Origin of the sequence: Microbacterium commune (genome assembly GCF_014836945.1) — a bacterium.
In the GTDB taxonomy this organism is placed as follows: Bacteria; Actinomycetota; Actinomycetes; order Actinomycetales; family Microbacteriaceae; genus Microbacterium; species Microbacterium commune.
Map to the genome: position 1 here is coordinate 1,618,610 of NZ_JACSPX010000001.1, position 20,817 is coordinate 1,639,426.

Genomic DNA, 20,817 nt, shown 5'->3' on the forward strand with positions numbered 1-20,817 from the left:
TGCGGCACGACGGAACGGAGCCTCGCGGAAACGACGTCAGTCCTTCAGGAACTGCCCGGTGTCCTGCTGTCGGGCGTCCGGATCGTCCAGGCCCGACAGCTCGTCCTGGGCGATGAGCTGGTCGACGTCGAGCGTCGACGGCGTGGCGTCGACATGGCTCTCGGCCGACAGCGCCCCCGGCGTCGCGCGCGCGGGGTCGGCCGGCGCCACCGGCAGCCCGAACGTGCGCTGCACGCGACGCATCCATCGCGGCTGCGCCCCGAACACCCCGGTGGCGTCGTGCGCCTCGACCTCGAGCCCGTAGTAGTCGCCGATCTTGTCGATGAACTGCGCTCGTTCGGCCTTCGCATACGCGCGACGCTCGCGGCTGAATGCCACCACGGTCGACCAGCACATCAGCAGCATGACGACGCTGAACGGCAGCGCGATCGTGATGGCCGCCGTCTGCAGGGCGGTCAGCCCGCCCGAGAGCAGCAGGGCGATGGCGAGAAGCGCGGTGACGGCGACGAAGAACACGCGGATCCAGCGCTTGGGCTCCGGCTCGCCGCCCGTCGCGATCATCCCCATCACCAGCGCGCCGGAGTCGGCGGAGGTGATGAAGAAGATCGCGAGAAGCAGGATGGCGCCGATGCTCACGACCGTCGATCCCGGCACGTTCTGCAGCAGGCTGAACAGGGCTCCCTGCAGGTCGACTGCGCCGTCGGCGCCGGTGAGCGTCCCGGGCTCCCGAAGCTCGAGGGCGAGGGCCGAGCCGCCGAGCACGGCGAACCACAGGATGCCGAGCAGCGTCGGCACGAGGATCACGCCGACCACGAACTCCCGCACCGTGCGGCCCTTCGAGACGCGCGCGATGAAGATGCCCACGAACGGCGCCCACGAGATCCACCAGCCCCAGTAGAACGAGGTCCACGACGCCTGCCACTGCTCGCCCGCCGTGCCCTGGAAGGCGCTGACGTTGAACGAGAGCCCGACGAAGTTCTGGATGTAGTACCCGATCGACTGCACGAAGTCGCGCAGCAGGAACTCGGTGGGTCCCATCACCAGCAGGTAGACGACGAGGATGCCGGCGAGGACGAGGTTGGCGTTCGAGAGCCACTTCATGCCCTTGGTCACGCCAGACAGCACCGACATGAGCACGAACACCGAGATGACCAGGATGAGGATGACCTGGGTCGTCTCGTCGGGGTCGGCGATGCCGGCCGAGTGCAGGCCAGCGCTCATCTGCAGCACACCGAGACCGAGCGAGGTGGCGACACCGAACAGGGTGCCCACCAGCGCGATGACGTCGATCGCGTGGCCCCACCCGCCTTCGACCTTCTTGCCGAGCAGAGGCTCGAGGGTCCACCGGATCGAGATCGGGCGGCGCCGGCGGTGGATCGCGTAGGCGAGGGCGAGGCCGATCACCACGTAGATCGACCAGGCGTGCACGCCCCAGTGCAGATAGGTCTGTCCCAGCGCCGCCTGCGCGAGCTGGGAGGGCGTGCCCTCGACGCCGGGCCGCGGGCTCGTGAAGTGCGACAGCGGCTCGCTCACGCCGTAGAAGACGAGCCCGATGCCCATTCCCGCCGCGAACAGCAGCGCGAACCAGCTCATCGCCGAGAACTCCGGCTCCTCATCGTCGCGCCCGAGCTTGATGTCGCCGAAGCGACTGAACCCGAGGAACAGGCAGAACGCCACGAAGAACGCGGCGATCAGTACGTAGTACCAGTTGAACGCGTTGACGATGCTCGTCTGCACCGCCTGGAACGCCGTCTCGGCGACGCCGGGCAGCAGCAGCGCGAACAGCGCGAATGCCAGCACGATCGTGGCCGCCGGCCAGAAGACCCACCGCAGCACCTGCGGCTCGCGCTTCGTCGGGGTGACGGTCGGATCCGACACGTCTGTGCTCTCGCTCATGCCGCCCACCGTACCGGGATCCTGCGCCGTCACGCGGGCGTGTCGTCGGGGTCGAGCGACTTCAGTGCGTCGCGCTCGACGGCCGTGTCGGCGGTCAGCTGGTCTTCGGTGTTCTCGTCGCCGCCGAGCGGGGCGTCGTCGTCGACCGGCCCGGACGAGGTGTCGTCTGCGGGTCGGGCGGGCTCGGCCTGCCCGGCCTCCCGCTGGCGCGGCAGGCCACTGCCCTGCGGGTCGTGCCCGGGAACGTGCGGGTGCTGTCCGTCAGGGGATCCGTACATCGGAGTCTGCTCGTTCATGCCCGAGAAGGTATGCGTCCCGGCGTCGAGGGGCCACCCCCTTGACAGTGCGCGGCCGGCGACGGACCGGCCGCGCCGATCAGCGCTCGTCGTCGTGCGGGTCGGTCAGCCGGATCGGGGTGGCAGCCGTGGGCCGCTCGTCGAACGAGCCCGGGTTCATCGACCGGATCACCGACAGCGGACGCGTCTCATCGAGGGTCAGCCGGAATCTCCGTCCCTCGTGGCGATGCAGCCTGCCCGACCACAGCATCCACCCGACGCCGATCCCGAAGGCGACGATGCCCGCGATGCCGCCGACCGCGATGGCGGTGCGAGCGGAGAACGTGTCGACGATCCATCCGGCGATCGGCGCACCGACCGGGGTGGAGCCCATGATCACCGCCATGTACAGCGCCAGCACGCGGCCGCGCAGGGCCGCGTCGGTCGTGGTCTGCACGTACCCGTTGGCGGTGGTGAGCATCGAGACCGTCGAGAAGCCGACGAGAACCAGCACCGCCGCGTAGGTCACGTAGCTGGGCATCGCGGCCGAGACGAGGGATGCCACACCGAACCCTCCCGCCGCCATCACCAGCACGCGTACGCGGGCGCGATCGCGGCGCGCGGCGAGCAGGGCGCCGGCCAGCGAGCCGATCGCGAGCACCGAGCTGAGCAGGCCGTAGCCGTCTGCGTCACGGCCGAACTCGAGCGCCATGGTCGAGGCGAAGATGGGGAAGTTCATGCCGAACGCGCCGATGAGGAAGACCATCACGAACACGACCATGAGATCGGGTCGGCCCCACACGTACCGGAAGCCTTCGCCGAGGCCACCGCCGCCGCGTCTGCTCTTCACACGCGGTGTCAGCTCGTTGACGCGGATCAGGGTCAGGGCGACGATCATCGCGAGGAAGGTGACCGCGTTGGCGACGAATACCCAGCCCGACCCGAGCAGCACGATGAGGATGCCGCCGACCGCCGGTCCGACCAGACGCGCCATGTTGAAGGCCGCCGAGTTCAGGGCCACGGCGTTGGAGGTGTCCTCCAGGCTGACCATGTCGGACACGAACGCCTGCCTCGCGGGGGCGTCGAACGCGTTGGCGACGCCGAACGCGGCGGCGAACACGAACATCAGCGGCAGGGTCATCACGCCGGTCAGCAGCAGCGCCGCCACCCCGAGGGCGAGCAGCATGAGCGCGGTCTGCGTGCACAGCAGCACCTTGCGCCGGTCGAAGCGATCGGCCACCCAGCCCGTCAGGCTGACGAGCACGAGGGGAGGCCCGAACTGCAGGGCCATGGTGACACCCATGGCGGTGGCGTCGTTGTCGGTGAGCTCGGTCAGCACCACCCAGTCCTGAGCGGTGGCCTGCATCCACCCGCCGATGTTCGAGATGACACCACCGAGGAACCAGGTGCGGTAGTTGAAGCTGCGGAACGAGCGGAACATGCCGGAGGAGGCGCTCATGCGTCGGCCATCCTCTTCAGCAGAGCCGACGCGGCATCCAGCACCGCGAGCTCATCGTCGTCGAACCGCTGCGCGTCGATGAGATCGGCCAGCAGGCGGTTGCGCTTGCGGATCGTCTCGGCCACGACGCTCTCGCCCTGCGCGGTCAGCTCGACGTACACGCGGCGGCGGTCGTCGTCGTCGGGGACGCGGACCACGAGCCCGAGGTCGGCGAGACCGTTCACGGTGGCGCTCATCGTCGGCGCGGTGACGTGCTCATGCTCGGCGAGAGAGGACAGGGTGCGGCGTCCATGCGCACGCAGCGCGCCGAGTGCGGCCAGCTGCGCATCGCTCATCGCGTCGAGTGCGCGGGCGGATCGGAGGCGTCGGGTGAGGCGGAACAGCGCGTAGCGCAGCTCGGCGGCGGAGTCATCGAAGTCGTGGGTCATTACTTAGATAGTCTAACTAATATTCGCCCCGGTGGCGCTGGGTGAAAATGATGCCCGCACACCTGTCGCCGGGCCGACGCGAATGCGAGAATAATTCTCATGCTTCTCGACCTCGAAGTGGCCGTCCAGAACGCCGCCGGCATGCGCATCGCGCGTGAGATCGGCGCCACCCGGGTCGAGCTGACTCAGGCGCTCAGCCTCGGCGGCCTCACCCCGTCGCGCGCCACGATCGAACTCGTGCGCGAGGCAGGCGAGGCGGGCGAGGGGGATGCGCCCGAGGTGCACGTGCTGATCCGCCCGCGGGCCGGCGACTTCTGCTACGACCGCGACGAGTTCGCGGTGATGGAGCGCGACATCCGCCATGCGCTCGCCGCGGGTGCGCACGGTGTGGTGATCGGATGCCAGGACGCGAGCGGCGCGCTCGACCGCGACGGCCTCGCGAGGCTCCGCGACGCGGCGGGCAGCGCGCCCGTCACGCTGCACCGTGTGATCGACACCACACCCGACCCGCTCGAGGCGCTGCACCTCGCGCGCGAGCTCGGTCTTCGTCGGGTGCTCACCTCGGGAGGCGCCTCCCGAGCGGTCGACGGCCTCGACATGCTGCGCGCCCTGGTGCGCGAAGCGGCCGGAGGCATCGAGGTGATGGCAGGCAGCGGGATCACCGCGTCCGACGTCGCCGCCGTCGCCGGGTCCGGCGTCGATGCCGTGCACTTCTCAGCCAAGCGCACGGTCTCCGTCGACGGCGGTGTGCGGCTGGGCTCGGCCAGCGACGGCGTCGGAGGACACGAGGTCACCGACCTCGCCGCCGCGCGCTCGATCGTCGACGCGCTCACGACGTCGCACGCGGCGTGACGGCCTGGCGCCTCTCGGATCGCACCGCTCCGTAGACTCGGGGCATGGCCGCCCCCCGCACTGCTGAGTTCGTCGATGCCCACGGCATCGCCATCGTCTACGACGTCTATGAGGCCGCAGGAACCGCCAGGGGCGTGGTGCAGCTGCTGCACGGCGTGGGCGAGCACGCCGGCCGGTACGCGCGCACCATCGAGGTGCTCGTCGAGGCGGGGTTCCACGTCTACGCCGATGACCACCGCGGACACGGGCGCACGGGCATCCGGCAGCACGGCGGCCCGGCGAAGCTCGGCCGCCTGGGTCGGGGCGGCCTGCGCGCTGCCGTCGACGCGTGCTGGCAGCTCACCGAGATCCTCCGCGCCGAGCATCCCGACCTCCCGCTCGTCCTGCTGGGCCACTCATGGGGATCGTTCCTGGCGCAGATCCTGCTGAACCGGCATCCCGAGGCGTACGACGCGGTCGTGCTCACCGGTTCGGCCCTGCGCACCCCGACCGATCTCAACCCGCGCCCGCTGAACGCGAGATGGAGGGGGCCGCACGCGCACGGGCTCGAATGGCTCTCGCGCGACGAGGCGATCTGGGCGGCGTTCCGCGACGACCCGCTGACGACCGAGGTGCCGCTGCTCACCCTGTTCGGGCCGATCGAGGCCGCGCGACTGTACGGACTGCCGAAGAAGGACCTCGGCCGCCGGATGCCCGTGCTGCTGATGGTCGGAGGGGACGACCCGGTCGGCGGTCCGCGCAGCGTGCACAAGCTCGCCGACGCGTACCGCACCCGCTCCGGCCTGACCGATGTGACCACGCTGGTCTATCCCGACGCACGCCATGAGCTGTTCAACGAGCTGCAGCAGGACGACGTGCGCGCCGACCTGGTCGCGTGGCTCGACGCGCGCCTCCCGGCGCAGGCCTGAGTCGCCGGCCCGACCGTGCGCGGCGCGCGCGGTTAGGCTGGACGCGTGCATGGTGAGTACAAGGTTCCCGGTGGAAAGCTCGTCGTCGTCGACCTCGAGGTCGCAGACGGACTGATCCGCGACTTCCGCCTCGCGGGCGACTTCTTCCTCGAGCCCGACACGGCGCTCGACGCCATCAACGGCGCCGTCGAGGGCATGCCCGTCGAGGCCGACGCGGCCACGATCGCCGCCGCCGTGCGCGCAGCCCTGCCCGAGGGCGCCCAGCTGCTGGGGTTCTCGCCCGAGGCGGTCGGCACGGTGGTGCGCCGCGCGCTCGTGACGGCACCGGGATGGCGAGACTTCGACTGGGAGATCGTGCACGAGAAGGCCGTCTCGCCGCGCATGAACCTCGCCCTCGACGAGGTGCTCACCGCGCGGGTGGGCGACGGGCTCCGGCGCCCGACCCTGCGCATCTGGGAGTGGGACGAGTCGGCGGTCGTGATCGGATCGTTCCAGTCGTACCGCAACGAGGTCGATCCGGAGGGCGCCGCCCGGCACGGGTTCGACGTCGTGCGCCGCATCTCGGGTGGCGGCGCGATGATGATGGCCGCCGGGCAGATCATCACCTACTCGCTGTACGTGCCCGCCTCGCTCGTGCAGGGCATGACCTTCGCCGACTCGTACGCCTTCCTCGACGACTGGGTGCTGCAGGCGCTGCGCTCGGTCGGCATCGAGGCGACCTACCAGCCGCTCAACGACATCGCATCGCCCACCGGAAAGATCGGCGGCGCCGCGCAGAAGCGGCTCGCGAACGGCGGCGTGCTGCACCACGCGACGATCTCGTACGACATCGACGGCCAGGTGATGACCGAGGTGCTGCGCATCGGCCGCGAGAAGCTCAGCGACAAGGGCACCACGTCTGCAGCCAAGCGCGTCGACCCGCTGCGCACGCAGACAGGCATGGAGCGCGCCGAGATCATCGAGCGCTTCACGGCGACCTTCCGCACGCTCACCGGCGCTGAAGACGGCGCGATCTCCGCCGACGAGTACGCGGCCGCCGAGGCTCTCGTCGAGAGCAAGTTCGCGACCGACGCGTGGCTGCACCGCGTGCCGTGACGGGCGCCGGCCCCGGCGCGGCCGAGCGCTCCGCGCGGGAGAATGCACTTCCCGCGGATCGATCCGCGGGTCCCGTCCGCGCGAAGCGCACATCTCCGCGTGAACCGCACGCCCCGTGCGGCGCCGTCGAGATCATCGAGGGCGACAATCTCGAGGTCGCCGGGTCACTGGCATCCGGATCCTTCACCCTCGTCTACCTCGACCCGCCCTTCAACACCGGCCGAACCCGCGGACGCGAGGTCGTCACCGCCCGCCGCCTCGTCACAACTCCGGAGGAATCCGCCGATTCGGCCGCTGCAGCCGCCGACTCGGCCGAATCCAACGCAGATCTCCGGAGTCGCGAACCGCTCGAGGTGGCCAAGGAGATCCGCTACGGATTCCACGGTCACTCCTACGAGCGGGTGCGCGGCATGCTGCGCTCCTTCGACGACCGGTTCGACGACTACGGCGACTTCCTCATGCCGCGGCTGGAGGAGGCATGGCGGCTGCTGGCCGACGACGGCACCCTCTACCTGCACCTCGACTACCGCGAGGCGCACTACGCCAAGGTGATGATGGATGCCGTGTTCGGGCGCGACTGCTTCCTCAACGAGCTCATCTGGGCGTACGACTACGGCGCGAAGTCGCGCAGCCGCTGGCCCACCAAGCACGACACGATCCTGGTGTACGCGAAGAACCCCGGCGGGCACGTGTTCAACGCCGACGACATCGACCGCGAGCCGTACATGGCCCCGGGCCTGGTCACCGCCGAGAAGGCCGCGCGCGGGAAGCTGCCCACCGACGTGTGGTGGCACACGATCGTGCCGACCACGGGACGAGAGAAGACCGGCTATCCGACCCAGAAGCCCGAGGGCGTTCTGCGCCGCATCGTGCAGGCGTCGTCGCGACCCGGCGACCGGGTGCTCGACCTGTTCGCCGGCTCCGGCACGACGGGCGCGGTCGCCTCGGCGCTCGGCCGGCATGCCATGCTCGTCGACGACAATCCCGAGGCGATCCGGGTGATGCGAGAGCGGATGCCGCACGCAGAGGTCCGGGTGCGCTGACCGGGTGCGCTGAGGCCGGGTCTGCTGAGGCTGGGCGCGCTGGCCGGGCGCGCTGAGAGCGCGCGCCCGCCGACGTCAGCGATCGCGGGGGGATGCGGGGGCGGTGGACTCGCGCACGATCAGGGTCGACTCGAGCAGCCCGTGATCCGGGGACGGTCGCCCTTCGAGCGCGGCGAGCAGATCCGTTAGCATGAGTTCGCCGAGCTCGGTGAAATCCTGTCGAACCGTGGTCAGCGGCGGGCTGAAGTGACGAGACTCGGGCACGTCGTCGAATCCGACGACGCTGATGTCTTCTGGCACTCGCAGCCCTCGCTCGTGCAGGCCGTGCAGAACCCCGAGCGCCATCTGGTCATTGGCGACGAAGATGGCGGTCGCGTCGCCGAGATCGGCATCGCGGGCGTACGCGTACCCCGAGTCGCTTGACCAGTCGCCCTCCGTCGGTGCGACGACAGGCAGTCCGTTGCGAGCGAGGGTCGATTCCCAGGCGGCGGCTCGGGCCTGGGCCACATGCCAGTCCAGCGGGCCTGCCAGATGGCGGATGCTGCGGTGACCGAGCCCGATGAGATGCTCCACCGCGCGCTCCGTGCCCTGCGTCTGGTCGTACGCGGCGTTGAGCAGGCCCTCTTGAGGCTCGTCCATCTCGACGATGACGGGGAGGCCGACGGTGTACTTGCGGACCCGGGCGAGCGAGGTCGGGCGCATTGCGATGATGCCGACGGCGTCGACTCCCTGCGTGACGAGCTCCATCACGCCGATGTCGAGGGGCCGCTGATCGTCATCATCGATCGACACCGAGGTCACGGCGTATCCATGCCGGCGCGCCGCCCGCTCGAACGCACGCAGAGTCGTGTTCGGTCCGTGGTTGACCTGGCCGTGCAGCAGCACGCCGATTCGCATCGAGCGCTTCGTCACGAGCGCCCGAGCGATGGGGCTCCTCGTGAAGTTGAGCTGCTCGACCGCATCGAGCACGCGCCGCCGGGTCTCGTCGCGCATGTTCGGGTAGCCGTTCAGGGCGCGCGAAACGGTCATGTGCGATACGCCGGCCAGCGCAGCGACATCGTGCATGCTCGCCCGCGCCGGCGACGTCGCGGGAGCGGGCGGTGCATCGGTCTCGCTTGAATCCATATTCACTCCCTGATGCATCGTAGGCGCCTGATCCGTCATGTGACCAGAATGCTTGACTTTCCCCATCGTCGTCATGATAGCGTTAACGAAGTCGTCAATGATAGCGTTAACGAACCGAGAATCCGGCGGTTTCCTGGGCCCGGAGCGCGCCTGCGTGAATCACGACGACATAGCGACAGAGCAGTGCAGGAACGTGATGTCCGTCACACATTCACCCGATCAATGACGAAGAAGGGAATCAGAATGAGGATCGCAAAGTGGGGAGCCCTCGTCGGCGTCGCGGCAGTGTCGTCGCTGGCGCTGACCGGATGCTCCAACGCAGACGCCGAGGGAGGGAGCGGCGGCGGCGACGTCACGCTCTCGTTCGCGCAGTGGTGGCAGCCGGAGGCCAACGGCCAGATGGAGAAGCTCGTCGACGAGTTCGAAGAGGCCAACCCCGGCATCAAGATCGAACTTCAGACCGGTCCGTACGGCGACACCAAGGATCAGCTGGTCGCCGGCGCCGCCAGCGGCACGCTGCCGGACCTCATCGGCCTGGACGGCAACTGGGTCTACGACCTCACCAAGCAGGGCGTCCTCGCAGATCTCGGCGAGGTGTCGGGCGGATCCGACCTCATCGACTCGATCGAGGGCGTCGAGGTCGACGGCGGCACGCGCATGCTCAACGTCGTCTACGCCACCTACGTCCTGTTCGCCAACACCGACATCCTCGACGCGGCAGGCGTCGAGGTGCCGACCACGTGGGATGAGTTCGCCGAGGCGGCACGCGCAGTCAAGGCGAGCAGCCCCGACGTGTCGCCGCTCGCGCTGCCGCTCTCGCTGGAGTCTCCGGTCGGCATCAAGAACGACGTCCTGTCGTGGTACTGGGCATCTGAGGGCTCGTTCCGCGACGGCGAAGGAGCAGACCTCGAAGACGACGACCTCGCAGAGCTGCTCGACTACTTCGCTGGGCTGAACAAGGAGGGGCTCATCGCCCCGGGGCTTGCGAACATGCTCGAGCAGGACAAGGTCGAATCGTTCGCCAGCGGTCAGACGGCCATGATCGTGTCGGCCACTCCGCACGTCAACGTGATCGGCGAGCGCGACCAGGTCAACTTCACCGTCGGCGCGATCCCGACCAAGGACGACTTCTCGGGAACGCCGGGCGCCACCTACGCGTCGTGGGGCATCGGCATCGCCGACAGCTCCGATCACAAGGAAGAGGCGTGGAAGTTCGTCGAGTTCCTTCTCGGGGCCGAGCAGAACGGCGCCCTCGCCACCGCCGCCAACATGTTCCCGGCGAATGGCGATGCATCACCGGACGAGTCGGCCATGGCCGAGAACTCCGTGAAGGCGTTCGAGATCTGGAAGCAGGGCGCTCCCGTCGATGAGTTCCTCGGGCTGCCGGCTGCCGAACAGCTGCAGCGCACTCTCATCGAGCAGGTGCAGCAGATCCTCGCCGGCGACGAGGACGCGGCCGCAGGTCTGAGCAGCGCTCAGGTCGAGTGGGACGACATCATCGGGGGCTGAGACAGCCCCGGGGAGAGGGGCGGCGCATGCGCTGCCGCTCCTCTCCCGACCCTGCAAACGTGAATGGAATGTGAGGGCCCCGCATGACCGCGACCGCTGCTCTGATAACAAAGGACCCCCGGCGCGCACGGCGCAAGGTCGCCTTCGCAAGCGCCGGCACGCCGTATCTCTTCGTCGCGCCGGCCGTGCTCATCCTCATGTGTCTCATGGGGATCCCGATCCTGCTCGTGATCGTCTACTCGTTCATCGAGCGAGCGGTGACCAATCCCGACTTCACCTTCGTGGGTCTCACCAACTACACCGAGGCTCTCACCGACCGGAAGTTCCACGACGCGCTGGCGCACACCGTGCTCTTCACCGCGGGATCCGTTCTGGCGCACCTCGTGCTCGGGCTGTTCTTCGCCCTCGTCCTGAACTCGAAGTTCATGCCGGTGGGGCTGCGAACCTCGCTGCGGGCGCTGTTCATCGTGCCGTGGCTGTTCACCATCGCGGCGACCGCCGTGCTGTGGCGCCTGGTGCTGCACCCGAACGGCGTCCTCAACTCGGTGCTGGCCGCAGTCGGGTTCGATGCGCAGGGCATCGAATGGCTCAGCTCGCACGCGCTCGCACTCCCGACGGTCATCGCCGTGAACATCTGGGCGGGATATCCGCTGTTCATGATCAGCCTCCTCGCGGGGCTGCAGAGCATCAGCCCTGAGCTCTATGAGGCCGCGTCGATCGACAGGGCCGGCAGGGTTCAGCAGTTCTTCCACGTCACGCTTCCGCAGCTGAAGACGACGATCGTCTCGCTGGCGCTGCTCGACGCGATCTGGACGTCCCAGCAGTTCCCGCTCATCTGGCTGCTGACCGGAGGGGGACCGGTGAACGCGACAGAGGTCGCACCCACTTACATCTACAAGCTGGCGTTCTCGCAGTACGAGTTCGCCGAGGCATCGGCTGCAGCGGTCGTCGTGCTGCTGATCTCGCTGCTGCTCGCCGTGCTGTACGTGCGCTCCAACGCGAAGGCGGTGAAGGAAGGATGACCTCGATGACCGAGACCGTCCCGGCGCGCAGCCGCGCTCAGCGTGCAGAGCGGATCCGCCGTCGCAAGACGTGGACGATCAGCATCGTCGGCATCGTCCTGGCGATCTTCCCGCTGGCGCCGGTGGTGTGGATGCTGAGCACCGCGTTCAAGCCCAACAACGAGATCTTCGCGAACCCGCCACGGCTCATCGCCGAGAACCCGACCATCGAGGCCTTCGTCGCCATCCTCACCGATGGCGAGAAGCTTCGGATCTTCGGCAACAGCTACCTGGTGGCCGCGTGCGTCGTGCTCATCACGCTGCTCGTCGCCGTGCACGCCGCATACGCGTTCAGTCGCTTCGAGTTCCGCGGAAAGACGATCATCAACGTCTGCATCATCGCGACTCAGGCCGTCCCGCCGATCACGCTGCTCATCCCGTTCATGGGGCTGATCGTCCTGCTCGGACTGTTCAACAACCTGATCGGCCTCATCCTCGTGTACATCGTGTTCACGCTGCCGTACTGCACGATCATGCTGACCTCGTACTTCAACGGCATCCCGCGTGAACTCGACGAGTCGGTCAAGGTCGACGGCGGCAGTGCCATGACAGCGCTGTGGCGGGTGATCCTGCCGGTGTCCGCCCCTGGTCTGGTCTCCGTCGGCGTCTACGCGTTCATCATCGCGTGGAACGAGTACCTGTTCGCGCTGTCGCTGACCAACACCATGGACATGCGCACGGTGCCGATCGGCATCGACCTGCTGATGGGACAGCACTCGTATCAGTGGAACGAGATCATGGCGATGAGCGTGCTCGGCTGCCTGCCCGTGATCGTCGTGTTCACCATCTTCCAGCGCCACTTCGTCGCCGGTCTCGCCGCCGGTGCGGTGAAGGCATGACCCGCGGCCGCGCCGCGTCGGAAGGAGCCGCGATGGGCATCCTGCCCGCGTACACGGAAGAAGGCGAAGGCGAGCCGCTCGTGCTCGTGATGGGGCTCGGCGCCGACGGCGAGACCTGGAGGCCCCACGTCGACGAGTGGTCGAAGCACTTCCGCTGCATCATGATCGACAACAGGGGCATCGGGCGCACACCCGACGAGGACGGCCCGCACAGCATCGCCCTGCTGGCCGAGGACATCGCCAGGCTCATGGACCATCTCGGCCTGAGCCGAGCCCGGGTGATCGGCGTGTCCATGGGGTCGGCCATCACGCAGCAGCTCATGCTGACCCGCCCCGACCTGGTCGGGCGGTGCGTGCTGATCGCCACCTGGTCGCAGGTCACGGCGAGCGTGCGCACGATCTTCGAGGCCATCGATCGCGCTGCCCGGCACCGCGAGCCGGGGCTGCTGCGTCGGATCCTGCACACCGTGACCTGGACCTTCGACTGGACGGACTCGCACCCCGACGAGGCGCGCGCGAAGATCGAGGACCCGGCGCCGATCCCGTTCGAGACGGTGTCCAAGCAGGCGCGCGCCTGCGCATCCTTCGATGTCGCAGATCAGCTCGGCCGGGTCGCGATCCCGACGCTGGTCACGATCGGCGTTCAGGACCTCATCATCCATCCCGGCCTGTCGCGTCGGACCGCGCAGCTGATCCCGGATGCAGAGGTGATCGAGTACCAGACAGGGCACGTGCATCACTTCGAAGAAGTGCAGAAGTTCAATCACGACGTATTGGAGTGGATCAGATGACCGGTGTCAACATCTCCTGCCAGACCTTCAGCTGGCAGATGAGTCTCGAGACCTATCACGGCCGCATCGGGCACATCGCCTCGATCGCGAAGAAGGCGGGGTTCGCATTCCTCGAGCCGGAGATCGTGCTGCTCGGCGACCTGTCATCGGCGGAGCTCATCAGACGTGAGATCGAGCCTCACGGCATCCGCATTCCCTCGCTGGTGATCGCCGAGAAATGGGCCGCCCCGAGCGAGTCCGAGGCAGAGCGAGAGCGCACCGATCTGGCGCTCGACCTGGCCGAGGGGCTCGGCGCTACGCAGGTCGTCGTCGTGCAGAAGAGCGACGGGCGTCACGACCTCACGCGTCGTCAGCGTGACCTGATGACGTGCTTCGACGCCATCGCCATGCGCGCTGCCGACCGGGGGATCGGCGTGAGCTTCCACCCGAACTCGCTCGACACCTCTCTTTTCGTCGATGCGGCCGACTACGACGTGCTCGAGCAGATCCTGCCCGAGGGAGTCGGCTTCGCGCCCGACCTGGGTCATGTGGCGCGCGGAGGCATGGACGTGGTCGAGACCGTCACGCGCTTTCGCGAGCGGATCGTGCACCTGCACGTCAAAGACATGTTCGCGAACGGAGAGTGGGCGCCCACGGGCGAAGGCGTCGTCGACATCGTCGGCGTGTTCCGCCTGCTCTCCGACACGGGATTCACCGGCTGGGCCGCATTCGAGGACGAGTCGGCTCTTGCGGAGACCGACCCGGACGAAGCGATGGTGCGCGCTGGGCGCTGGGTGCAGGAGCATCTCGCCGAGTATCTGGCGGATGCCTGATCCGCGGGCATCCCGACACGATCTTTCCCCCTAACGAGAACGAGGAGAAAACTCTGCAATGGCAGATTCACAAGAACTGAAGGTCGCGATCATCGGCGGCGCCGGCTTCATGGGAAGCGCGCACAGCAAGTCATGGGCGCTCGCGGCGCTGCAGACACCGACCGACGCCAAGCCCGTGAAGGCTGTCGTCGTGGAACGCGATCTGGATCTCGCCCTGGCGACCGCCGAGAAGTTCGGCTGGGCGGAGGCGGCCGACGACTGGAAGGCGATCGTCGATCGTGACGACATCGACATCATCGACGTCGTCACCCCACCGCACATGCATGCGGACATCGTCTGCTACGCGCTCGAGCGCGGCAAGCATGTCTTCTGCGAGAAGCCGATCGCCAACGCGCGAGAGGACGTCGAGCGCATCGTGACCGCGGCGCGCGCAGCCAGCGGTGTCACCGCGATCGGCTTCAACTACCGCCACAACGCCTCGATCCAGTACGCCGCGCACCTCGTGGCGTCCGGGGCGATCGGCGATGTGATCCAGGCGCGCTTCGAGTACCACCAGGATGACGCCTTCAGCGACATGGGCTGGCGCCGGTACAAGGCCAGAGGCGGCTCGGGCGCCTCGAGCGACATCGGATCGCACATCCTCGATCTGGCGCACTACCTCGTCGGCGACATCGCCGAGGTGAACGCGAGCCTGACGACCGTGAAGCTCACGGACGATGACGACAGCGACGTCGACGACGGCGGTGCCTTCCTCGCCCACTTCGACACGGGGGCGCTCGGCATCTTCTCGTTCAGCCAGAAGTCGCACGGCAACTTCGCGCATATCCGCTTCGAGATCGACGGCACGGAAGGCGGGATCGGCTTCGACTGGAACCAGCGCGACGTCGTGCGCGTGTTCCGCAAGGCCGCCGACGGTCGCAGCCAGGGCGGCTTCGTCGCCACGCCCGTCGCGGCGGGGGCGCCAGGGGTGTGGTTCGGCAGCTCGTCGCTGGGCAGCGGGTACCTCGAGCCCAGCACCAACCTCATGGTCGACTTCCTCGGCGCGATCGAGGGCGGCGACCGGCCGCAGGGCGACCTCGAGCACGGCGCGCGCATCCAGAGCGTCGTGGACGCCGTGTGGAAGTCGGCCGAGACCCGCTCGTGGGTCGCCCCCGAGCCGTTCGGAGCCTGAGCGGATCACCAGCCGCCGCAGAGGGCGCTCCGCCGAAGGCGGAACGCCCTCTGCCCGGCAGAGAGGCGCGAAACATGACCGACCACGCACCGCAACGCCCTTCCTTTCACATCGTGGGGGCGAACCCGTCGATGGATCGCACGCTGTTCGTCCGCGACCTCGCCATGGGCGAGGTCAACCGGGCGGAGCGCGCCGAGCCGATGGCGGGAGGCAAGGGGATCATCGTCGCCCGCGCCATGCATCGGCTCGGATCGACGTCGGCGGTGTACGGCTTCGTCGGCGGTGTCACAGGTCGGTACATCCGCGACGAGTGCCGCCGTCTGCGCCTGACCGATCGTCACACCGAGGTCGGCGGAGACACCCGCATCAATGCGATCATCGTCGATTCGCGCACGGGTGACGCCACCGTCGTCAACGAACCGGGGCCCGAGATCACGCGCGCCGAAGCGGAGGACTTCTTTCAGACACTGATGCCGAGGGTCGCACGCGACGACATCGTCGCCGTGAGCGGGAGTCTGCCGAGGGGACTTGATGCCGCGTTCGCCGCCCGGCTTGTTCGCGACGCGCGGGAACGCGGAGCACGGGTCGTCGTCGACACCTCCGGGCGCGCGCTGCAGGAGGCCGCGGCAGCGACCCCCTGGGCGATCAAGTGCAATCTCGAGGAGTTCCGCTCACTCGAGCCCGACGCACCTCTCGTCGTGCGCGACGACGCTGATAGACGTCGCCTCGTCTCGCAGATGCACGGGGTGCGGCGACAAGGCGTCGACATCGTCGTCGTGACGCTGGGGGCAGGCGGCGCGCTCGCCGTGTCTGCTGCCGGCGCGGTCTGGGTGCGCCCGCCGCGGATCGAGGTGGTCAACGCGACCGGCTCCGGCGACACCTTTCTCGCCGGTGTGCTGCACGCGCTCGGACACGGGCAGTCGCTGCCGGGGGCGGTGACCCTGGCGGTGGCGGCCTCGGCGCGCAACGCGCAGCTGCCGCTGCCCGACCTCGGTCCCGCTCCGGATCTCGGCTCGCTGATGGCCGGCACCGCCAGCGTGATGCTCGACGGACGGTCTGCATCGTGAGCGTCATCGGCCTCGACATCGGCACCACCAGGATCAAGGCGCTGCTGCACGACGAGCAGCGACCCGACCTGCCGGTCGCGGCAGCGCAGACGCCCGTGATCGCGAGCCCGGACGGCGACCTGCGCGACGCCGAAGCGGTCGTGCATGTGGCGCGGGAATGCATCGCCCAGCTGGTCGCGCCCCTGTCGGCAGCCGAGCGCAGCCGTGTCGACGGCATCGGGATCGCGTCGCTCAGCGAAGAGGTGGTGCTCACAGACGGGTTCGGCCTCTCGGTCGCGCCCATGCCGACCTGGTACGCAACCGTCATGCGCGACGAGTCGGAGCGAGCCGGCCTGAACCCCTCGTTCTCGTGGTCGAAACTGCGGTGGGCGCGAGAGCATCTCCCTGCCGAGGCGGTGGATGCCGTGCGCGGCGTGACCTCGCTCGCGGGCTACGTCGCTGCTCGCCTCGCGGCGGATGCCACGCCGAGCATGGAGTACTCGCATGCTTCGCGCACCGGGTTCTTCGCGGTCGACGAACGACGGTGGGATGCACAGGTCTTCGAGACCTCAGGGTGGTCTGCGGCGCTCCTGCCTGAGCTCGAGCCCAGCGGCAGCGTGCTCGGTGCGGTGGCTGCCGAATGCCGTTCAGCATGGGGCATCCCTGCGACCGCGGCGGTAGCGGTCTGCGGGCACGATCATCTCTGCGCGGCATTCGCTGCCGGAGTGCGCAGGCCGGGCCGGATCTTCCTCTCGTCGGGAACCTCCGAGGCGCACCTGCTGCTCGTCGACGACATCGGGGGCGCCCAGGTGCCAGAGCACGTGCAGATCGGTCGATTCGTCGACGACCGCAGCTTCTACCTGCACGCGCATCTGCCATCCGGTCACCTTCACGCTCATCTGACCCAGCTCACAGGCGGCGCGGAGCGGCTCGCCGAACTCGAGCACCAGGCACTCGACGAGCCGATCGGAGCGAACGGGCTGGTCTGCACCCCGCGCGTGGGCGCTGACCCCGGTTACAGCGTGCGCGGGCTGTCGGCGCATGCCGGCGCCGCATCGTTCGTGCGGGCCGCCCAAGAGGGGATGGCCCTGGCCGCATGGGACCTCGACGAGGCCCTCGCGGCCCATGCCGGCGAGACCGCATCCCTCGTCATCGCGACGGGTGCCGCCACTGCCAATCCGCTGTGGAGGCGGATCCGAGCCTCCGCCGGGGTGGCCCCGCTGGAAGTGACGGAGGAGCCGGAGCTCACCGCGCTGGGCGCAGCACTGGTGTTCCGGGCCGTGGTGCTGGGTGAGGACCCGGAGCCGGTGCGGCGCGTCTCGATCGCGGGTGAGCCGGACGAGACCGAACCCTACCGCCGACTGCGCTCCGCGCGGATCGGCATGGCCGGCGGCGCGCCGGAGGAAGCAGACCGATGACACTCGCATCTCCCATCGACCTGATCGCCCGACGGGAAGGCCGAGGCGATCTTCCGGCGGTTCCGGCCTTCAACGTGATCGGCCTGGAGCATGTCGAAGCATTCGTCGACGCCGCCGACACCCTGCAGGTGCCTCTGATTCTGCAGGTGTCTCAGAATGCGACGCGCTTCCGCGGCGGAATCCGGCCGTTCGCCGCCGCGATCGTGCAGCTGGCCTCAGCGGCTTCCGTGCCGATAGCCGTGCAACTCGACCACGCCGATGACGTGGCTCTCGTTCGCGAGGCCGCAGACGCCGGTGTCACCTCGGTGATGTTCGACGCGTCGACGCTGGAGTTCGAAGCGAACGTCGAGCAGACCACGATGGTCGCCGCAGAGATGCAGGCACGGGGGATCTGGGTCGAGGGCGAACTGGGCGAGATCGGCGGCAAGGACGGTGCCCACGCCTTCGGCGTGCGCACAGACCCGCGCCAGGCCGCCGCATTCGTCGAGCGGACGGGCGTCGACGGGTTGGCCGTCGCGGTGGGCAGCTCGCACGCGATGATGACTCAGGAGGCGGTGCTCGACCTGGAGCTGATCGCCGAGCTGCGCGATGCGGTACCCGTGCCGCTCGTGCTGCATGGAGCATCGGGCGTCTCGGATGAACGCGTGGCAGAGGCCTGTCGTGCGGGAGTGCGCAAGGTCAACTTCGGCACCCGTTTCAACGGTGCATTCACCGCTGCGCTCCGCGATGCGCTGTCGGAGTACGACGGCGTCGACCCGCGGGTGTACCTGCGCCGCGGACGAGAGGCGCTCGCGGCGGATGCGAGGCACATCCTGTCGCTGTTCGCCTAGCTCGGCCAGTCCCCGGGCCGTGCACGCCCGCTGGTCGGGAAGCGGAACGCACGCTGAGCAGGCGTGCTGTGGGCGGCGATCATGTGCTCGAGGAGCCGGGCGGAGTACCCGTCGGCGTCCCGATCCACGATGATCCGGGTGAGCTCGGTGTGGTCGGCGATGATCCGCTCCATGCGCGACTGGTCGTGCCAGACCGAGCGCGTGGTCATGCGGCGCAGGCGCTCACGGAGACCGCGGTACACGTCCGACAGGATGTCGTTCTCAGCGGCGAGCACGATGGTGAGATGGAACTCGGTGTCGAGCGAGGAGAAGGCCTCGACATCCTTGTCGGCCAGCGCCGTGGTCATCTGCGCGATGACATCGGTGAGCGCGCGTGAGAGTGCGGTCGTCAGCGCTGCGTCCTGAGAGACGACACGGACCGCGTGCGTCTCGATGAGCTGGCGGGCCTCGAACACCTGCTCCATCTCGTTCGGCTGGATCGGCACCACGAGCGCGCCGCGTTTCGGGAAGAGCTTGAGCCAGCCCTCGGCCTCGAGGCGCAGGAAGGCCTCGCGGATCGGCGTGCGGCTGAGCGACAGCTCCTCCGAGATCTGTCCCTCGGTGATCATGTCGCCCGCGGGCAGGTCGCCTTCGAGGATCATCTCCTTCACGCGGAGGTAGGCCTGCTCGGAGGCGGAAAGCGCTGGCGACACTGAGGTCCCTTCGGTTCGTATTGGAGCGGATCCATTCTCCACGACTTCGAACACATTCATGCATTCATCTTCCATACATGATGCATCTATCATAGGCTGGGCGGGTACCAGCCCTTCCCACGAACTGGAGACCACAGTGACCCAGACTGCGCAGTCGGTCATCGACGACCTGACATCGACCCTCCCGCAGGGCTGCGTGATCACCGATCCGGTGTCGACCCACGCGTACAGGTGGGACCGTGCGCTCGACCCGGATGCCGGCGTGCCTCTCGCCGTCGTCCGCGCGACATCGACCGAGGACGTCCAGGCCGTCATCCGCATCGCTGCGGCCGCCAAGGTGCCTGTCGTGCCCCGTGGCGCGGGATCAGGGCTGTCTGGCGGCAGCTCGGCCGTCGAGGGGGCGATCGTCCTCTCGCTCGACCGCATGCGCGAGATCCGCGTCGACCCGTCCACCCGCACGGCCGTCGTCCAGCCGGGAGCATTCAACGCCGAGGTCAAGAAAGCCGCGGCCGAGAACGGTCTTTGGTATCCGCCGGACCCTTCCTCGTACGAGTTCTGCTCGATCGGGGGCAACGTCGCGACCAACGCCGGCGGCCTGTGCTGCGTCAAGTACGGCGTCACGACCGACTACGTGCTGGGATTGACCGTCGTGCTCGCCGACGGCCGCGCGGTGACACTGGGAGGCCCGCGTCTGAAGGACGTCGCCGGACTGTCGCTGACCAAGCTGTTCATCGGCAGCGAGGGCACGCTCGGCGTCATCACCGAGATCACGCTGCGTCTCATTCCGGCGCAGCTGCCGCCCACCACGCTCGTCGCGACCTTCCCGGCCCTGGCCGGAGCGACTCAGACCGTGCTCGACATCTCACGCGAGATGCGCCCGTCGATGCTCGAGTTTATGGACAAGGTCACCATCAACGCCGTCGAGGACGACATCCGCATGGGGCTCGATCGCGATGCCGAGGCCATGCTCGTGATCCAGTCGGATGAGCCCGGCGAGCACGCGCGGGCGCAGATCGCTCGGATCGAGGCGATCTGCGCGGCGAACGGCGCCACCGAGGTCTACGCCACCGACGACCCCGACGAGGGAGAGGCGTTCGTGCACGCGAGGCGGGTCGCCATCCCCGCCGTCGAGAAGCGGGGATCGCTGCTGCTCGAAGACGTCGGCGTGCCGCTGCCCCGTCTCGGTGATCTGGTCGACGGGATCGCAGGCATCGCCGAACGCCGCGATCTCACGATCGCCGTCCTCGCGCACGCCGGCGACGGTAACACGCACCCGCTGATCGTGCTCGACCCGACCGATCCGGATCAGCAGGCGCGCGCAGAGATCGCGTATGGCGAGGTGATGGACCTCGCCATCGCCCTCGGAGGCACGATCACGGGCGAGCACGGCGTCGGACGACTCAAGAAGCGCTGGCTGCCCGACTATCTCGGTGCCGACGTGATGGAGCTCAACCACCGCATCAAGGCGGCGCTCGACCCCGACGGCCTGCTCAACCCCGGAGCCGTCTACGCCGACGACATGTGGCGCCCCTGACCCGCCTTCGGCAGACCTCGAGGTGAGCGCCCT

20 protein-coding genes are annotated in these 20,817 nt (G+C 68.5%); 14 read left to right on the forward strand and 6 right to left on the reverse strand.

Features of this window, described 5'->3' with window-relative positions; all coding sequences use genetic code 11:
• Window positions 1–36: 36 nt before the first annotated feature.
• The 4 genes from H9633_RS07430 to H9633_RS07445 form a co-directional block, all read right to left on the reverse strand.
• Window positions 37–1,896 carry a BCCT family transporter gene (locus H9633_RS07430; RefSeq protein ID WP_083428560.1) on the reverse strand — a complete coding sequence of 620 codons (1,860 nt, stop codon included), beginning with the start codon at window positions 1,894–1,896 and terminating at the stop codon, window positions 37–39.
• 29 nt (window positions 1,897–1,925) lie between these two features.
• Window positions 1,926–2,192 carry a hypothetical protein gene (locus H9633_RS07435; protein ID WP_225211059.1) on the reverse strand — a complete coding sequence of 89 codons (267 nt, stop codon included), beginning with the start codon at window positions 2,190–2,192 and terminating at the stop codon, window positions 1,926–1,928.
• 79 nt (window positions 2,193–2,271) lie between these two features.
• The gene (locus H9633_RS07440; RefSeq protein ID WP_225211060.1) at window positions 2,272–3,630 is read right to left on the reverse strand and encodes an MFS transporter; all 1,359 of its coding nucleotides are present in this window, start codon (window positions 3,628–3,630) and stop codon (window positions 2,272–2,274) included.
• A complete protein-coding gene (locus H9633_RS07445; RefSeq protein ID WP_191712642.1) occupies window positions 3,627–4,058 on the reverse strand; it encodes a MarR family winged helix-turn-helix transcriptional regulator in 432 nt (143 codons plus the stop codon). Before H9633_RS07445 ends, H9633_RS07440 begins: the two co-directional genes overlap by 4 nt.
• Window positions 4,059–4,157: 99 nt before the next feature.
• Here H9633_RS07445 and H9633_RS07450 point away from each other — a divergent pair, with 99 nt between their 5' ends.
• The 4 genes from H9633_RS07450 to H9633_RS07465 all read left to right on the forward strand — a co-directional run bounded on the left by H9633_RS07450 (window position 4,158) and on the right by H9633_RS07465 (window position 7,956).
• Window positions 4,158–4,910: a copper homeostasis protein CutC gene (locus H9633_RS07450; protein WP_191712643.1), complete on the forward strand. Its 753-nt coding sequence runs from the start codon at window positions 4,158–4,160 to the stop codon at window positions 4,908–4,910.
• A gap of 44 nt (window positions 4,911–4,954) precedes the next feature.
• Entirely contained in the window at window positions 4,955–5,818 is an 864-nt protein-coding gene (locus H9633_RS07455) for an alpha/beta fold hydrolase (RefSeq protein WP_191712644.1), read from the forward strand.
• 45 nt (window positions 5,819–5,863) lie between these two features.
• A complete protein-coding gene (locus H9633_RS07460; RefSeq protein WP_191712645.1) occupies window positions 5,864–6,913 on the forward strand; it encodes a lipoate--protein ligase family protein in 1,050 nt (349 codons plus the stop codon).
• Window positions 6,914–7,044: 131 nt separating this feature from the next.
• Window positions 7,045–7,956, forward strand: coding sequence for a DNA-methyltransferase (locus H9633_RS07465; protein WP_318247247.1), 912 nt, complete (start codon window positions 7,045–7,047; stop codon window positions 7,954–7,956).
• Between the two features lie 75 nt (window positions 7,957–8,031).
• On the opposite strand, the gene H9633_RS07470 is transcribed toward H9633_RS07465, so the two are convergent.
• Complete coding sequence (locus tag H9633_RS07470) at window positions 8,032–9,081, reverse strand: LacI family DNA-binding transcriptional regulator (RefSeq protein WP_191712646.1); 1,050 nt, start codon at window positions 9,079–9,081, stop codon at window positions 8,032–8,034.
• 243 nt (window positions 9,082–9,324) lie between these two features.
• Between H9633_RS07470 and H9633_RS07475 the strand changes: the two genes are divergently transcribed.
• The 9 genes from H9633_RS07475 (at window position 9,325) to H9633_RS07515 (ending at window position 18,558) form a co-directional block, all read left to right on the forward strand.
• Window positions 9,325–10,590: an ABC transporter substrate-binding protein gene (locus H9633_RS07475; protein WP_191712647.1), complete on the forward strand. Its 1,266-nt coding sequence runs from the start codon at window positions 9,325–9,327 to the stop codon at window positions 10,588–10,590.
• Window positions 10,591–10,673: 83 nt separating this feature from the next.
• The gene (locus tag H9633_RS07480; RefSeq protein WP_191712648.1) at window positions 10,674–11,612 is read left to right on the forward strand and encodes a carbohydrate ABC transporter permease; all 939 of its coding nucleotides are present in this window, start codon (window positions 10,674–10,676) and stop codon (window positions 11,610–11,612) included.
• Window positions 11,613–11,617: 5 nt separating this feature from the next.
• Window positions 11,618–12,490: a carbohydrate ABC transporter permease gene (locus tag H9633_RS07485; protein WP_191712649.1), complete on the forward strand. Its 873-nt coding sequence runs from the start codon at window positions 11,618–11,620 to the stop codon at window positions 12,488–12,490.
• 32 nt (window positions 12,491–12,522) lie between these two features.
• Entirely contained in the window at window positions 12,523–13,281 is a 759-nt protein-coding gene (locus H9633_RS07490; protein ID WP_191712650.1) for an alpha/beta fold hydrolase, read from the forward strand.
• Window positions 13,278–14,093, forward strand: coding sequence for a sugar phosphate isomerase/epimerase family protein (locus H9633_RS07495; RefSeq protein WP_191712651.1), 816 nt, complete (start codon window positions 13,278–13,280; stop codon window positions 14,091–14,093). The genes H9633_RS07490 and H9633_RS07495 overlap by 4 nt, the downstream gene beginning before the upstream one ends.
• Window positions 14,094–14,151: 58 nt before the next feature.
• Window positions 14,152–15,264, forward strand: a complete 1,113-nt coding sequence (locus H9633_RS07500; RefSeq protein WP_191712652.1) for a Gfo/Idh/MocA family protein — start codon at window positions 14,152–14,154, stop codon at window positions 15,262–15,264.
• A 74-nt stretch (window positions 15,265–15,338) separates the two neighbouring features.
• Window positions 15,339–16,331, forward strand: a complete 993-nt coding sequence (locus tag H9633_RS07505) for a 1-phosphofructokinase family hexose kinase (protein ID WP_191712653.1) — start codon at window positions 15,339–15,341, stop codon at window positions 16,329–16,331.
• Window positions 16,328–17,728, forward strand: a complete 1,401-nt coding sequence (locus tag H9633_RS13260) for an FGGY-family carbohydrate kinase (protein ID WP_191712654.1) — start codon at window positions 16,328–16,330, stop codon at window positions 17,726–17,728. The genes H9633_RS07505 and H9633_RS13260 overlap by 4 nt, the downstream gene beginning before the upstream one ends.
• Window positions 17,725–18,558, forward strand: a complete 834-nt coding sequence (locus tag H9633_RS07515) for a class II fructose-bisphosphate aldolase (RefSeq protein ID WP_191712655.1) — start codon at window positions 17,725–17,727, stop codon at window positions 18,556–18,558. Before H9633_RS13260 ends, H9633_RS07515 begins: the two co-directional genes overlap by 4 nt.
• Here the strand turns inward: H9633_RS07515 and H9633_RS07520 are convergent.
• Window positions 18,555–19,250 (reverse strand): GntR family transcriptional regulator, encoded by a 696-nt coding sequence (locus H9633_RS07520; RefSeq protein ID WP_318247224.1) that lies wholly within the window; start codon window positions 19,248–19,250, stop codon window positions 18,555–18,557. The genes H9633_RS07515 and H9633_RS07520 overlap by 4 nt on opposite strands.
• A gap of 136 nt (window positions 19,251–19,386) precedes the next feature.
• On the opposite strand from H9633_RS07520, the gene H9633_RS07525 reads away from it, so the two are divergent.
• Window positions 19,387–20,784 carry an FAD-binding oxidoreductase gene (locus H9633_RS07525; protein WP_318247225.1) on the forward strand — a complete coding sequence of 466 codons (1,398 nt, stop codon included), beginning with the start codon at window positions 19,387–19,389 and terminating at the stop codon, window positions 20,782–20,784.
• Window positions 20,785–20,817 lie beyond the last annotated feature (33 nt).